Source organism: Mesorhizobium hawassense (assembly GCF_003289945.1).
Taxonomy (GTDB): Bacteria; Pseudomonadota; Alphaproteobacteria; order Rhizobiales; family Rhizobiaceae; genus Mesorhizobium; species Mesorhizobium hawassense.
Genome location: NZ_QMBP01000002.1, coordinates 331425 through 346182, shown reverse-complemented (window position 1 = coordinate 346182; position 14758 = coordinate 331425). Strand labels below are relative to the sequence as shown.

The following is a 14758-nucleotide window of genomic DNA, read 5'->3' as shown; positions in this document are numbered from 1 at the left end:
CAAAAGGCCTTACTTGGCGTCGTCGATCGCCTTGACCAGTTCGGTCACGGCCTCGTCCGAGGTCTTGATCTGACCATGGACGAACTTCGACACGACGTCCTTGTAGGCGTTGGCGACGGCCGGCGGGGCGCCATAACCCTGAGCCAGCGAGCCGAACAGCGTGCCGCCATCATTGGCCTTCTTCAGGTCGGCGATGCCCTTCTTGCCGCAAGCGTCGAAGTCGGTGTCCGGCACGTCGGTACGGGCCGGGACCGAACCCTTCACCACGTTGAAGGCCGACTGGAAGCTCTTCGACAGGGTGGCGGTGGCCAGAGCGACCTGGGCGGCCTTGCGGTCGTCCGGAACGTTGAACATGCCGAACATGTCGGAGTTGTAGATCACGGAGCCGTCGGTGCCCGGGAAGCGGTAGCAGAGGAAGTCGGTGCCCGGGGTCTTGTTGGCGGCGTGGAACTCGCCCTTGGCCCAGTCGCCCATGACCTGAACCAGCGCGTCGCCCTTGATGACCATGGCGGTGGCGAGGTTCCAGTCGCGGCCCGAGAAGTTCGGGTCGACATAGGTGACGAGCTTGGCGAGGTTGTCGAACGACTTCTTCATCGTGTCGGACTTGAGCGAGGCCTCATCGAGGTCGTTCATCGCCTTCTTGTAGAACTCCGGTCCGCCGGTCGACAGCACGACGGAGTCGAACATGGTGGCTTCCTGCCAGTTCTGCCCGCCCAGAGCGAGCGGGGTGACGCCGGCAGCCTTGGCCTTGTCGAGCAGGGCGACGAAGTCGTCTAAGGTCTTCGGCTCGGTGCCGCCGATCTTGTCCATCACCGCCTTGTTGATCCACAGCCAGTTGACGGAGTGGACGTTGACCGGAGCGGCAACCCACTTGCCGTCATAGACCGAGAACTTCTGCAGGGCCGCCGGGACCGACTTGTCCCAGCCTTCCTTCTTGGCTGTCTCGGTCAGGTCGCCCATGACGCCGGCGGCGGCATAGTCGAGCACGGTGTAGCCGAGCATCTGCGAGGCGGTCGGGTAGTTGCCGGCCGCGACCATGGCCTTCAGCGCGGTCATGGCGGCGTCGCCGCCACCGCCGGCCACCGGCACGTCCTTCCAGGCATAGCCTTCCTTGGCCAGATCCTGCTTCAGCACGTTCAGAGCAGCCGCCTCGCCGCCCGACGTCCACCAATGCAGCATCTGCACTTCCTTGACGTCCGCGGCGTGCGCCGAGAACGCGAAGCTCGTCGCAAGAGCCGTTCCGATAAGCAGTTTGCGCAACATGTACTACCTCCCTTGTTGCATGCACATAACCGGCGGGTGTCCGCCGGGGTCTCCCAACTCAGCCGACCCACCAACCGGTGCGCTGGCCGCGATGAAACTGGATAGTCTTTTCTTCGGTATAATCCTCGACGGCGCGTTTGCCGAGTTCGCGTCCGAGACCGGACTGCTTGTAGCCCCCGAAAGGCAGCTCGGGGTAACCTTCCATGAACGTGTTCACCCAGACCGTCCCCGAACGCACACCGCGCGCCACCGACATGCAGGTGTCGATGCTGGCGCTCCACACCCCTGCAGACAAACCATAGGGCGTGTTGTTGGCAATGTGCAATGCCTTTTCAATCGTTTCAAAAGTGAGCACGGACAGCACCGGGCCGAATACTTCCTCACGCGCGATCGCCATATCCTCTGTAACGTTGCGGATGATGGTCGGATCGAGATATTGGCCGGCATTGGAGGCAAGCTGGGCGCCGCCGGCGAAAACGTCGCCGCCGTCGGCTTTCGCCGCAGCAACATAGCCGGCTACCTTTGCCGTATGGTCGGCGGAGATCATGGCGCCGACCTTGGTGCGGTCGTCGAGCGGATCGCCGACGCGGACCTTGTCGGCCAGCGCCTTGACCGCGGCCAGGAAATCGTCGGCGATCGCCTCGTGCACGATCAGGCGGCTGCCAGCATTGCAGCACTCGCCGGCGTTGAAGAAGCCGCCGAACACAGCGGCATCCGCCGCCGCGTCGAGGTCGGCGTCCGGGAAGACGATCTGGCCGTTCTTGCCGCCAAGCTCCATCGACACCTTCTTCAGCGAATCCGAAGCGGCGGCCATGGTCATCTTGCCGACGCGGGTCGAACCGGTGAAGGAGACCATCTCGACCAGCGGATGGCTGACCATCGGCGCGCCGACATCGGCGCCGAAGCCGGCGAGGATGTTGACGACGCCGGCCGGAAGGCCGGCCTCGAGCAGGATGTCGCCGAGCACGAAGGTCGAGGCCGAGGTCATCTCGCTCGGCTTCACCACGGCCGTGCAGCCGGCGGCGAGCGCGAAGGGCAGCTTCTGGCTGATGATCAGGAAGGGGAAGTTCCAGGGCGTGATCAGCGAGACGACGCCGATCGGCTCGCGCAGCACCACGCCCAGCATGGAATCGCCGAGATTGGCGTAGCTCTCGCCATGCAGCGTGCGGGCGAGCGAGGCGGCATAGCGCCAGATGTCGACGGCGCCGCCGATCTCGCCGCGCGCCTGGGCGATCGGCTTGCCGGATTCCAGAGCGTCGAGACGGGCGATCTGTTCCAGCCGGCTCTCGATCAGGTCGGCGGCCTTGAGCAGCACCGCGGCGCGCTCGGATGCCTTCATGCGCGGCCACGGGCCGACCTCGAACGCCTTGTGCGCGGCCTGCACGGCGGCCTCCACTTCGGCCGCACCCGCCTGGGCATAGCGCGAGACGACGAAGCCATGGCCGGGGCTGGCGCGCTCGATTGTGCGGCCTTCGCGGGCGTCGACATGCTTGCCGCCGATCAGCAGCTTGTAGGCCTTGGGCGCCTGGGAGTCCTCGGTCGGCATGGAGATGGTGAGCGGTGCGTTCATCGTTTCTTCTCTAGGATCTCGAAAAGGCCGGTTTCTGCTTGGCCTTGAAAGCACCGACACCGGCTTTCAGGTCGGCGCTCATCGCAATGAAGCCGCTGGCCAGTGCTTCCGTGGCGGCGGCGTCTTCCTCGCCCTCGGCAACGCCGATCATCAGCTTGGCAGCCTCGGTTGCCAGCGGGCCGCGTTCGGCGATTTTTTCCGCCCAGGTCTTGGCCTCATCGAACGCCTTGCCGGTCTCGACCAGCCGGTCGACGATGCCGTGCGCGAAAGCGTCGACGGCCAGGAAAATCTCGCCGCCGATTGCCATGCGGCGCACGATCTGCGCGCCGAATCGGCGCACGGCGCGCTGCGTGCCGGACCAGCCGGGCACGACGCCGATCGAGGTTTCTGGGAAACCGAGTTTTATCTGCGTTTCGGCGACGCGGAAGTCGCAAGCCGCTGCCAGTTCCAGGCCACCGCCCAACGCATGGCCGGACAGCACCGCTATGGTCGGTTGCCTGAGCCGCGCCAGCCGGTCGAAGACGCGATGGCCGTAGCGGACCCATTGCACCTGGAAATCGGCGGCACTCATCGCTCCCCAGGCCTCGACGTCGCCGCCGGCGCAAAAACCCTTGCCTTCACCGCGGATCAGCACGACACGCACGCTCTCGGCCAGCTCCGCGTCGTCAAGCGCTGCTTCCAGCGCGCGCAGCATCGGGATGTCGAGCGCGTTGAATTTTTCCGGGCGGCGCAGCGTGACGACGCCGATCGCGCCGTCCTTTTCGAAGTTGACGAAACGCTCAGCCATGTGCGCCTCCAAGCGAGGCGCCGCCGTTGAGCGACAGGCCGATCGGCCGGTCCTGGTAAAGCGAGGCTGGCGTCACCTTGAGGTCGTTGGCGATGGCGAGCGGAATCTCCGCCTGCGCCAGCACGTCGCGCTCGAGATCGATGCCGGGCGCGAGTTCCGTCACCATCAACCCGTCCGGCGTCAGTTTCATCACGCAGCGCTCGGTGACATAGGTGATGTCCTGCCCCTGCGCGACGGCGCGTTTTCCCGAGAAGGAGATGTGCTCGACCTCGCCGACCACCTTCTTGACCTTGCCTTCCTGGTCGATGCGGATGGCGCCGTCGGCGAGCGAAAGCTTGGCGCCGGCATTGAAGAAGCCGGAGAAGACGATCTTCTTCGCCCGCGACGTGATGTCGACGAACCCGCCGGCGCCGGCGGTGACGTGCGGCCGTGCCGAGAGCTTCGAGACGTTGACCGAGCCGTGCCGATCGATCTGCAGGAAGGACAGCAGCGAGGCGTCGAAGCCGCCGGCCTGGAAGTAGATGAACTGATGCGGCGAGGGCATGATCGCCTCGGCGTTCGAGGCGCAGCCGAACTTGAAGTCGAGCAACGGCACGCCACCGACCGCGCCCTGCTCGATCACCCAGGTGACCTTGCCGTGCTGGCCTTCCTCGAGGAGGATGCGCGGCACGTTGGCCGAGATGCCGAAGCCGATGTTGACGGCCATGCCGTCGCGCAACTCCATGGCGACGCGGCGCGCGATCACCTTCTGGATGTTCATCTCGGGCGTACGAAAGGTCGAGAGCGGCCGGAAGATCTCGCCGGAGATCGCCGGGTCATAGGGCGTCAGCGTCGTCTGCAACTGGTCGGGCGCCACCACGATGTGGTCGACCAGAACCCCCGGCACGCGCACGTCATGCGGCTTCAGCGTGTCGTTCTCGACGACGCGCTTGACCTGCGCGATGACGATGCCGCCATTGTTGCGGGCGGCGAGCGCCTGCTCCAGGCCGCCGAGATAGGCGCCCTCATGCTCATAGGTGAGGTTGCCGCGCTCATCCGCCGTCGTGGCGCGGATGATCGAGATGTTGGGCACGATGGCGCGGAAATAGAGCCATTCCTCGCCGTCGAACTGCTGCACCGAAACGATCGGCTCGCTGGCCGCCGCGTTCATCGCGCAGCCCTGGTGGCGCGGATCGGCGAAGGTATCGAGCCCGACCTTGGTCAGCACGCCCGGACGCTTGGCGGCGGCCTCGCGATGCATGTCGAACAGGATGCCGGAAGGCACGTTGTAAGCCGCGACCGAATTGTCGCCGATCATCTTCCAGATCTGCGGCGGTTCGGCGGAGGAGGGGCCGGACGGATAGGAACCGCAGAGCGTGCGCGTCAACAGGCCGGGCTTGGCTAGATGGTCGATGCCCTTGATGCCATACATGTCGCCGGCGGCGATCGGGTGCAGCGTGGTGATATTCTTTGGATGGCCTTCCGCATCGAAGCGCTCGCCGATCGCGGCAAGCACGGCGTCCGGGCAGCCGAGGCCGCTCGACGACGACACCGAGACGACCATGCCGTCCTTTATCAGGCTGGCGGCGTGAGCCGCCGAGACGAGCTTGCTCACGCGAGGCTCCCGAGTTGCGGGTCGATCGTGACGGCCTTGCCGGTCTTCGACGATTGCAGCGCGGCTTCAGCCGAGGCCAACGACCAGATGCCGTCCTCGCCGGTGGCGGAGGGCTGGCCTTCGCCGCGGATCGCGGCGTGGAACTGGCGCAGCGAGCGGGTGTAGAGATCCTCGCGGTCGAAGCTCAATTCTTCCTCGCCTTTCGCGTTGCGCAGCAGCACGGAGCCGACTGGCTTCTGCGTCATCACATTGGTGGCGAACAGCGAGCCTTCCGAGCCGTGCACCTCGAAACCGGTGCCGGCGAATTTCGTCGTGAAGCCCTCGTGCGACTGGGCGATGATGCCTGACTTGAAGCGCCAGATGCACATGGCGCCGTCCTCCAGGCCACCGCCGGCCATGCCGGCTGATTGCGTGAAGGCCGAAATCTCGACCGGATCGTCGCCGAGCACGAAACGTAGCGTGTCGGCGTCATGCACGGTGATGTCGAGCACCACGCCGCCGCCGGCCTCAGGCCTGGTGATGCGCCAGCCCTGCAGGTTTTCCGGCAGGAAGACCGAGTGGAAGACGCGCGCGGCGATCGGCTTGCCGATGCGGCCGGCGGCAATCGCCTCGCGCATCGCCCGGTGCGAGCCGGCATTGCGAAGATGATGATTGGTGCCGAAGACGATTCCGGCTTTCCTGGCAGCCGAAACCATCTGCTTGGCATCGGCGCTGGTCAGCGCCAGCGGCTTCTCGCACATCACGTGCTTGCCGGCCTTGATCGCCGCCAGGCCCTGTTCGAGATGCAGTTCGTTGGTGGTCGAGATGTAGACGGCGTCGATGTCTGTGCTGAGCAGCGCATCGAGGGTCGAGACGGCGACCGGAATGCCGTTCTCGCCGGCATAGGCCCTCGCGCGCTCGGAATTCGAGCTCATAACGGCGACGACCTCGCCATCGGCCTGGGCGCGGATGGCATCGATCATGAATTGTCTGGCGATCGTGCTGGCGCCGATCAGTCCCCACCGCACGCTCATGCCGCGTCTCCCACTTGATTATTGCGATCCGGGCCGCTGCTTTCCCGCACGACGAGGCTGACGGCGCCGATATGGTCCTCGGCGCGCGTGGTGCGCGACTGGATCATCTTCAGCATGACGTGCGCGGCGCGCTCGCCGAGGCCCGCCGTGTCGACGGCAACGCTGGTCAGCGCCGGACTGTAGTGCTCGGCCTCGGCGACATCGTCGAAGCCGACGACGGCAAAGTCCACTCCTGCTTCCAGGTTGCGGCGGCGCAGCGCCAGCATGACGCCGAAGGCGACCGCGTCGTTGAAGCAAAGGGCAGCCGTCGGCGGCTCTGCCAAGGCAAGCGCCGTCTCCAGGCAGGCCATGCCGCCCTTGCGGCTGGTCTCGCCTTCGACGATCGTGCGGTCAGCCGCCGGGATGCCGAGCGTTTCACAGGCTTCGAGGAAACCGCCCAGGCGCTCTCGATAGACAACGAGGTCGGATGAGCCGCCGAAGAAGGCGAGGCGGCGATGGCCCTTGCGGATCAGATGCTCGGTGGCCAGCACGGCGCCGCGATGATTGTCGGGCGCGATCGCCGGGATGCGACTCTCGGGCAGCCTGCGCATGGCGAAGACCACGGGCACGCCCGCCGCTTCGATGCGCCGGAAAGCGCCGGGCGTCGTGCCGCGCGCCGGCGAGACGATCAGGCCGGCAACGCCTTGCTCCATCATCGACTTCAGCACTTCTTCCTGGCGCACCGGGTTCTCCGCCGTGTTGGCGATGAAGGGGACGACGCCGGCCGCCTGAAAGACGCGCTCCATGCCGACGGCAAGCTCGGCGAAAAAGGGGTTGGTGAGGTCGTTGATGACCATGCCGATGACGTTGGAATGGGCCTTGCGCAGATTGGCGGCGCCGCGGTTGTAGACATAGCCGACATCCTCGATCGCCTTGCGCACCTTGACCGCGGTTTCAGGCCGGATCAGCCCGCTGCCCTGCAGCACGAGCGATACCGTCGATTTGGACACGCCGGCCTCGCGGGCAATGTCCAGGATCGTCGCCTTGGCCCGGCTGGCCATCCTCGTGCCGTCCTCCACGTTTTTGAGCGAATTTATTGGAACGTTCTAATCACTGTTCCAAATCAGAGTCAATCGCGATTCCCGAGAGATTTGAAAAATTGATTGGCGTGGTTCAAAAATTGCTGGCAATGCAAGGGTTTCTGGATCGCGGCATTGCAACTGGCGGGCTCGGACTCTCTGAGCCATAAAGCTTCTTGATTTATTGGAACGTTCCATTTATTAGAGCCGGAACGGGAGAGTTCGATGGACATCACCTTGCCTGCGGAAAATGGCGACCGGGTCAGCTACCGGCTCGTCGGTAAACCGGTCGCGCCGATCGATGGCGCGCGTTTTTCGCGCATCGTCTATGCCGCCGCCCATGTCGTTGCCGACCCGATCGCGATGACCAATCCCTGGTCGCGGCCCGCGGTCGACTGGGACAGGACCATGGCGTTCCGCCACCATCTGTGGCGGCTTGGCTTCCGCATCGCCGAGGCCATGGACACGTCCCAGCGCGGCATGGGGTTCGACTGGGCGAGCGCCAAGGAATTGATCCGCCGCTCGATCGCGGAGGCTAAAACGGCGCCAGGCGCCGATCTCGCCTCGGGAGCGGGGACCGATCACCTGGCGCCGGCGGCGGCCAAAACGCTGGACGACGTCATCCGCGCCTATGAGGACCAGTTCGCCTTCATCGAAGGCGAAGGCGGCAAGGCCATCATGATGGCGAGCCGCGCGCTAGCGGCGGTGGCAAAGGGGCCGGAGGACTATGCCCACGTCTATGACCGGATGCTCTCCCAGGCGTCGGGCAAGGTCATCCTGCACTGGCTGGGCGACATGTTCGATCCGGCGCTCAAGGGCTATTGGGGCAGCAACGATTTCGACGCGGCGCTGGATACCGTCGTGGCCATCATCGTGCGCCATGCCGACAAGGTCGAGGGCATAAAAATATCGCTGCTCGATGCCGACAAGGAGGTGCTGCTGCGCGACCGGCTGCCCGAGGGCGTGGTGATGTTCACGGGCGATGATTTCAATTATCCGGAGCTGATCGCCGGCGACGGCAAAAAACATTCGCACGCGCTGCTCGGCATCTTCGACGCCATCGCGCCGGTGGCCAACGCGGCGCTGGCAAAGCTCGCCGAAGGCGATCGTGCCGGCTATGACGCGCTGATGGCGCCGACCGTGCCGCTGTCGCGCAAGATCTTCGAGGCGCCGACGGAGTACTACAAGGCCGGCATCGTCTTCATGGCCTGGCTGAACGGACATCAGGACCATTTCACCATGGTGGGTGGCATGCAGTCGGCGCGCGGTATATGCCACTATGCCGATGTCTTCCGCCTCTCCGACCATGCCGGCCTGCTGGCGGACCCCGATCTTGCCGCTGCCAGGATGAAGACTCTGTTGGCGATGGCAGGTGTCTGAGCCGATCCCCCGCGCGGGGGATTTGCGTTCCGCCGGCAAATCGTATTCGCTTGCCGAAAACAGGCGTGGACGAAGACGGCAATGGCGGAGAAACTCGCCCGGGCAGACAAAGTCGCCCTTATCACCGGGGTGACCGGGCAGGACGGGGCCTATCTGGCCGAACTGCTGCTCGGCAAAGGCTATGTCGTCCACGGCATCAAACGCCGGTCGTCTTCCTTCAACACCGAGCGCGTCGACGACATCTATGTCGATCCGGATGAGAGCGGTGCGCGCTTCTTCCTGCATCATGGCGATCTGACCGACGCGACCAATCTGATCCGCCTCGTGCAGGAGACGCAGCCCAGCGAAATCTACAATCTCGGCGCGCAAAGCCATGTCCAGGTGAGCTTCGAAACGCCGGAATACACGGCCAGTGCCGATGCGCTCGGGACGCTGAGGCTTCTGGAAGCGATCCGCATTCTCGGCCTGGAGAAATCGGTGCGCTTCTACCAGGCTTCGACCTCGGAGCTTTATGGCGAGGTGGCCGTGACTCCGCAGAACGAGAGCACGCCGTTCCGGCCGCGCTCGCCTTACGCCGCGGCCAAGCTTTATGCCTACTGGATCACGGTCAACTACCGTCAGGCTTACGGCATGTTCGCCGCCAACGGCATCCTGTTCAACCATGAAAGCCCGACGCGCGGCGAAACCTTCGTCACCCGAAAGATCACGCGCGCCGTCGCCGCGATCCATCACGGCCTGCAGGACACGCTCTATCTCGGCAACATCGACGCCAATCGCGACTGGGGCCATGCGCGCGACTATGTCGAGGGTATGTGGCGCATCCTGCAGCACGGCGAGCCGGATGATTTCGTGCTTGCGACCGGCGAGTCCCATTCGGTACGCGAATTCGTGGAACTCGCCTTCGCCGAGGCAGGGCGAACCATTCGCTGGCAAGGCCAGGGCGCGGACGAGATTGGCGTCGATGCGGCGACAGGTGCCGTGCTGGTGCGGGTCGATCCGCGCTACTTCCGGCCGACCGAAGTGGGCACGCTGATTGGCGACGCCACCAAGGCAAGAAATGTCTTGGGCTGGTCGCATACGGTCGGCTTCAGGGACCTGGTGGCGGAAATGGTTCGGGCCGATCTTGCGCGCGCCGCCGGCGTCGCGTGGCGCAAAGGTCGTTCAACATAGAGCAGTCCATCGTTTCACGGAAACGTCGAACTGCTCTAAGTATTTGTTTTTACGCAATTCCGGACGAAAAACCGTTATACACTTTTCTGGAATTGCTCTACGGACCCGCGCCATGGACAAGAGCTTCGATCTCAAGGGAAAGCGGATCTTCGTCGCCGGCCATCGCGGCATGGTCGGCTCGGCGCTGGTGCGCCGTCTGGCAAGTGAAGATTGCGAGATCCTGGCCGTCGCGCGCAGCGAACTGGACCTTCTCGACCAAGCCGGCGTGCGCCGCTGGATGGAAGACCGGCGGCCGGACGCAGTGGTCATGGCGGCCGCCAAGGTCGGCGGTATCCTCGCCAATGACAGTTTTCCGGTGGATTTTCTATACGAGAACCTCGTCGTGCAGACCAACGTCATCGAGGCCGCCTTCCGCAGCGAGGTGCAGAAACTCCTGTTCCTCGGCTCGTCCTGCATCTATCCGAAACTTGCGCCGCAGCCGATCCCGGAAGACGCGCTGCTCACCGGCCCGCTCGAACCCACCAACGAATGGTATGCCGTCGCCAAGATCGCCGGATTGAAACTCTGCCAGGCCTACCGGCGGCAACATGGCGTCAACTACATCTCGGCCATGCCGACCAATCTCTACGGTCAGGGCGACAATTTCGACCTCGACAGCAGCCATGTCGTGCCGGCGCTGATGCGCAAGGCGCATGAGGCCAAGCGCGCCGGTCAAAAAAACCTGCAAGTGTGGGGCTCGGGCAAGCCGATGCGGGAGTTCATGCATGTCGACGACGCAGCCGACGCTTTTGTGTGGCTTTTGAAGACCTATTCCGGCGACAGCCACGTCAATGTCGGGAGCGGCGAGGACGTCACGATCGCCGAGCTTGCCCGAACCATCGTCTCGGTTGTCGGCCTGAGCGCGGAGATCGCCTTCGATGCCACGAAGCCGGACGGAACGCCGCGCAAGCTGATGGATGTGTCGCGGCTGTTTGCAACCGGCTGGCGTCCGAAATACGCGCTGCCCGATGGATTGGAGCAGACCTATACGTGGTTTCTCGAGCATGTCGAGAAGGGCGATATCCGTCTTGGCGCCGTCTGATCCAGCCTCGACGCTGATCGCGGCCACCAGGACCGACGGGCTGGGCGGCCGCCTTCTGGCGATGGCGAACGCCAAGGCGCTGGCCGACACCTTCGGCTACCGTTTCGGCTTCACCTGGAACCGTAAGGGCGCGGCCGACAAAGCATTCCATATCGTCGAAGTCGCCGACAGGATTTTTTCAGCCGATTTCATCGAGAGGCACTGGCTGGGCGAAAGCATCAAGGCGTCCGACTTCGGCACGCTCGACCTGGCTACCCTCGCCGGACGCGACCTTGGCGAACTGGCGAAAGAGAAGAAGCTGCGCGGGTGGATTTGCGACGACATCGACGTCCTGCAAAGCGAGGCGCCACAGCTGGCGAGGCGGGCGGAGACGTTGCGCGCCTTCGACTATGCGGCGCCCGTGAAGGAGGCGATTGCCGACGCCGATCGGAGCCGAATATCTGGACCGATGGCAGCACTGCATCTGCGCAGCGGCGACATCGTGCACGGCAAGCATCGCGCCAGCCTGGTCTTCGCCGACAAGGTCATCCCTTCCACGCTCGTGCGAGCGATCGTTTCGGAGCTTTCCTCGCGAGGCCTCAAGACGCTGCTGATCGGACAGCACCGTCCGACACTCGACTATCTCAAGTCAGAAACCGGGGCGATGCTGACCAGCGATCTCGGCGCCGACACGTTTACGGACGAGACGCTGAAGTCGTTCTTCGAGATGGCGCTGGCGGCGCGCTGCCGGCAAATCTATTCCGGAAGCAGCGTCTTCGCCGAGATCGCATCGCTGATGGGTGATGCGGCGCTCATGCGGACAACTGCCTTGTTCGACGCGCCGCGGGCCGCTGGGATCATCCTCGATGAACTGGGCGCTCGCCAGGCGGATTATCATCCGCGCGAGGCGGCCTTCGGCTACCAGTCGGCGTTCCTGGCGATGGAGGGCAAGGTCCCGGCCGGCGAGGCGCGCGGGATCCTGGAAAAGGCCTACGCGCTCGATCCGGAAAACGACGCCTATGCCCTGAAGATCGCGTCGATCCGTTTTCGCGAGCGCGACCATGCTCCGGGCGAGGCCGTGCTGAAATCCGTAATGAGCCGGCAGTTTCGGGAACGACCGAAAATCCCGCTGGCGATCATGCAACTGCTCGGCGAGATGATGTTCCGCAGATATCCGTTCGCGGCGGATTTCGAGTTCTTTCATGCCGCAGGCGAAGCAGGCTGTCCCTATGCTGCGGCATGTTCGGCCTGGATACTCCAGCAAACGACGGCGGATCGGCAGAGGGCGCTGGCGATGGCGCGTCGGGCCGTCGATGCTGCTCCAGCCGATCCGATCGTCAGGAAGGTCAGGCAGCGCATTCTGCAAGGCAAGAGACCGAAGTCGGGCCTGATCGCCAAGGCACGATGGCGCATCGCCTGGCTGCGTGGTCTCGGGGGGAGATAGTCAGGCCCGCCGCCAGATCCAGAATGGCGGGATCGCGCAGTCCGGGTGGAAAACCGGTTTCGCTGCTCCCGGTCGTTCGACCGCCGGTACGGTTTCGTCGGTATGCCGCGCAAGATCGTCCAGCAAGGGCTGGATGCGCTCCCCATCGAATGTTTCGCCGGAGATCGTGGCCAGCGTATCGGCATGTGCCGCCGCCCAGCGCAGAGCCTCGACCAGCCCCTGTCCATCCTTCGCCCGATACGCCCAGAGATCGTCGCCGACTGACGAGAGAACTCGCGCCAGTGCCGTCCAGCCTTGCAGGGCAAACAGGGCGTAATGCCTCGGGCGGGTGCGGGACAGTTCCTCAGGCAGGCGTCCGTCGGCGGCGATCTGGTCGGCGATCCTTTCACGGGCGTAGAGCCCCGCCTTGGCGAGCGCCGCTCCGTCACCCAGGAACGCCGCGATGGCCGCCCGCTGCAGGTCGAAGAAAACGCCGTGGTTGTTGAGCCGGTAGAACTCGAAAATCGCGGCCGGCGCGGTCTCCAGCCACTCGCAATAGGAGCGGAGCCAGGCCCTGAAGGCCCGGCTGTCCCGCTCGTCCAGCACTCCGCTTCGCCCGATCAACCTGACGGCGTCGAGAAAGAAGTAGAGATCCGCGAGTTCGAGGATGCCGTATCCCGGGCCTTCATTGTCGTCGCGCCCCTGTCGCACCTGCGCATAGCGCATGTTCGGGTTCATTCTGGTCGCGGGGTCCACGAACCATGTCCGAACAAGCAGCGCGGCATGGCTGGCGTAGCGTGTCTCGCCAAGCACGGTCGCGGCCAGGGCAAGCACGGTGGTGTCGTCGAGAACCCGTTGCAGGCGTGTTCGGTCGTAGGCCTCGCTGCCCTCGCCGTATAACGCGGTGCCGGCAGCGTGCTCGCCGTCGCGCCGGATGAAAGGAAGGCCATCCGGTTTGCGCGGATCCGGCCACCAATAAGGAGCCGGGTGGAAATAGTCGTGCGGATCGCCGCTCGGGGCACGGCCGCTCTTGTCCATGACGCTGAACGGACCGCGCAGCAGCGCCTGCTCGGCGCAGGCGCGCAATTCCTGCTGGACCCGCGGGTCTTGTCCCTGGCGCGCGGCGGCGAGCCGATCCTCGTCGTAATAGGTCAGGCGCGCCGGATCGAGTTTCTGGGCGATCGCGCTCGCGTCGCAGCGGTCGAGCATGCCGACGATCGCCTCGTCGCGCTTGCCCAGCCGGGCGCGGAAACCGGCACGGCCGATTTCCAGATGCGCACGCCCTGAATCCAGGCGCGCAACCCAGCCCGCAGTCCGGAAAAGCCCGGCATCATCCGCAAGGCGAGGGCGCGGGAAATCCCATGCGTCGTCGCGGAACCGGTCCCATGGTCCGGGGACACCGAGCCGCCACAGCATTTCGATCTTCGGCCGGCGCCCGTAGCCGTATGTTTCATCGAACAGCTCGGTCGTATCGCCGCGGAAAATGATCTGCGGCTCTTCGTTCGTTTCCGGCCTGAATGTCCCGTCGAGGAGCAGCGCGTTGTCGACGATGCGCGCCATCGGCACGATGACGTAGCGGAAATAGGGATGCCGCTCGATCGCCGCCCGGATCTGCTGGAAGGCGGTCTGTGTCAGATAGCAATTGCCGTCCCAGGGCATCAGCCATTTGGCACGCCCGCGGGTAAATTCCAGCGCCGCGTTGCGCGCGCCATTGTTGTTCATCGCATAGAGGTTCTTGTGCCGCCGCAGATGCGTTTCGTAACGCGAAGCATTCCGACCGCCCGGCCGGTTGTCGGCGTTGGTAAACCTCGATTGGTTCGCAGCCAGCCCTTCGGTGTTCCAGGGAACTTGCCGATAGGCGCCGAGCTCGAACGGGATCGTATGAAAACTTTGGCCACGGCTTTGCAGCAGGTCGACGATGCGCGCTTCCTCGCCGGGGTCGACCACGCGGTTGACGATCCAGACTTTCTCGCAGTCCAGGAAGGCCGGCTCGTTGTCCAGGATGAACCGAACATTGTCGTATGACTGGCCTTTCCTGTGGCGCGGTTCCAGATCGTTGCCGATGATGCGGACGAGCATGAAGCTGTCCTTCATCGGCTCGGATTGCGCCACTTCGTAGGCCTTGCGCGCGGCATCGACGCGTTGTCGCACCAGACGATTGCGAGCGGCTTTGTTTTCCGCCCGTTCGCGTATCCGGGCCAGGGTGGCAAGCGGCGCGCCGGCATATTGGCCCGCCCGCTTGAGCTCACGATAGACGCGCAGCCAGACCGGACGCTTTTTGCGGCCAGCGCTCATGGGCCGAGGCCGGCGGCTGGAAATGGCGGTCCGCTTGCAATGGCTGGCTGACCGAAGAACTGGATCTTTTTCCTAATTGGACGATCCCCGAATTTGGTCATGCGTAGCCTGTTATCCCGGCCGTGTCACCGTTCCATTGGTCCCG

The 14758-nt window shown here is 64.6% G+C and carries 11 protein-coding genes; 4 read left to right on the top strand and 7 right to left on the bottom strand.

Annotation, left to right across the window (positions count from 1 at the left end; translation table 11 throughout):
* Positions 1-9: 9 nt before the first annotated feature.
* Genes DPM33_RS05855 through DPM33_RS05830 form a run of 6 tightly spaced genes read right to left on the bottom strand, consistent with a single transcriptional unit; the run spans position 10 to position 7267 of the window.
* Positions 10-1263 carry an ABC transporter substrate-binding protein gene (locus DPM33_RS05855; protein ID WP_112096454.1) on the bottom strand — a complete coding sequence of 418 codons (1254 nt, stop codon included), beginning with the start codon at positions 1261-1263 and terminating at the stop codon, positions 10-12.
* Positions 1264-1321: 58 nt separating this feature from the next.
* Positions 1322-2833 (bottom strand): aldehyde dehydrogenase family protein, encoded by a 1512-nt coding sequence (locus DPM33_RS05850; RefSeq protein ID WP_112096453.1) that lies wholly within the window; start codon positions 2831-2833, stop codon positions 1322-1324.
* A 10-nt stretch (positions 2834-2843) separates the two neighbouring features.
* Positions 2844-3620 carry an enoyl-CoA hydratase/isomerase family protein gene (locus tag DPM33_RS05845; protein ID WP_112096452.1) on the bottom strand — a complete coding sequence of 259 codons (777 nt, stop codon included), beginning with the start codon at positions 3618-3620 and terminating at the stop codon, positions 2844-2846.
* The gene (locus tag DPM33_RS05840) at positions 3613-5214 is read right to left on the bottom strand and encodes an acyl CoA:acetate/3-ketoacid CoA transferase (protein WP_112096451.1); all 1602 of its coding nucleotides are present in this window, start codon (positions 5212-5214) and stop codon (positions 3613-3615) included. The genes DPM33_RS05845 and DPM33_RS05840 overlap by 8 nt, the downstream gene beginning before the upstream one ends.
* Positions 5211-6227 (bottom strand): Gfo/Idh/MocA family protein, encoded by a 1017-nt coding sequence (locus tag DPM33_RS05835; protein ID WP_112096450.1) that lies wholly within the window; start codon positions 6225-6227, stop codon positions 5211-5213. The genes DPM33_RS05840 and DPM33_RS05835 overlap by 4 nt, the downstream gene beginning before the upstream one ends.
* On the bottom strand, positions 6224-7267 hold the full coding sequence (locus tag DPM33_RS05830) for a LacI family DNA-binding transcriptional regulator (protein WP_112096449.1): 1044 nt from the start codon (positions 7265-7267) through the stop codon (positions 6224-6226). The genes DPM33_RS05835 and DPM33_RS05830 overlap by 4 nt, the downstream gene beginning before the upstream one ends.
* A 243-nt stretch (positions 7268-7510) precedes the next feature.
* Here DPM33_RS05830 and DPM33_RS05825 point away from each other — a divergent pair, with 243 nt between their 5' ends.
* The 4 genes from DPM33_RS05825 to DPM33_RS05810 all read left to right on the top strand — a co-directional run bounded on the left by DPM33_RS05825 (position 7511) and on the right by DPM33_RS05810 (position 12339).
* Positions 7511-8665 carry a dihydrodipicolinate synthase family protein gene (locus tag DPM33_RS05825; RefSeq protein WP_112096448.1) on the top strand — a complete coding sequence of 385 codons (1155 nt, stop codon included), beginning with the start codon at positions 7511-7513 and terminating at the stop codon, positions 8663-8665.
* 81 nt (positions 8666-8746) lie between these two features.
* Entirely contained in the window at positions 8747-9835 is a 1089-nt protein-coding gene (gene gmd / locus DPM33_RS05820) for a GDP-mannose 4,6-dehydratase (protein WP_112096447.1), read from the top strand.
* Positions 9836-9947: 112 nt separating this feature from the next.
* Positions 9948-10916 carry a GDP-L-fucose synthase gene (fcl, locus tag DPM33_RS05815; protein ID WP_112096446.1) on the top strand — a complete coding sequence of 323 codons (969 nt, stop codon included), beginning with the start codon at positions 9948-9950 and terminating at the stop codon, positions 10914-10916.
* A complete protein-coding gene (locus DPM33_RS05810; protein ID WP_245442016.1) occupies positions 10879-12339 on the top strand; it encodes a hypothetical protein in 1461 nt (486 codons plus the stop codon). The genes fcl and DPM33_RS05810 overlap by 38 nt, the downstream gene beginning before the upstream one ends.
* Here DPM33_RS05810 and DPM33_RS05805 read toward each other — a convergent pair whose 3' ends face one another.
* Entirely contained in the window at positions 12340-14613 is a 2274-nt protein-coding gene (locus DPM33_RS05805; RefSeq protein ID WP_112096445.1) for an alginate lyase family protein, read from the bottom strand.
* Between the last annotated feature and the right edge of the window lie 145 nt (positions 14614-14758).

Bases quoted from the DNA above. Each gene is read 5' to 3' on its own strand.
- DPM33_RS05855 (WP_112096454.1), bottom strand. From the start codon at position 1,263: ATGTTGCGCAAACTGCTTATCGGAACGGCTCTTGCGACGAGCTTCGCG.
- DPM33_RS05850 (WP_112096453.1), bottom strand. From the start codon at position 2,833: ATGAACGCACCGCTCACCATCTCCATGCCGACCGAGGACTCCCAGGCG.
- DPM33_RS05845 (WP_112096452.1), bottom strand. From the start codon at position 3,620: ATGGCTGAGCGTTTCGTCAACTTCGAAAAGGACGGCGCGATCGGCGTC.
- DPM33_RS05835 (WP_112096450.1), bottom strand. From the start codon at position 6,227: ATGAGCGTGCGGTGGGGACTGATCGGCGCCAGCACGATCGCCAGACAA.
- DPM33_RS05830 (WP_112096449.1), bottom strand. From the start codon at position 7,267: ATGGCCAGCCGGGCCAAGGCGACGATCCTGGACATTGCCCGCGAGGCC.
- DPM33_RS05825 (WP_112096448.1), top strand. From the start codon at position 7,511: ATGGACATCACCTTGCCTGCGGAAAATGGCGACCGGGTCAGCTACCGG.
- gmd (WP_112096447.1), top strand. From the start codon at position 8,747: ATGGCGGAGAAACTCGCCCGGGCAGACAAAGTCGCCCTTATCACCGGG.
- fcl (WP_112096446.1), top strand. From the start codon at position 9,948: ATGGACAAGAGCTTCGATCTCAAGGGAAAGCGGATCTTCGTCGCCGGC.
- DPM33_RS05810 (WP_245442016.1), top strand. From the start codon at position 10,879: ATGTCGAGAAGGGCGATATCCGTCTTGGCGCCGTCTGATCCAGCCTCG.
- DPM33_RS05805 (WP_112096445.1), bottom strand. From the start codon at position 14,613: ATGAGCGCTGGCCGCAAAAAGCGTCCGGTCTGGCTGCGCGTCTATCGT.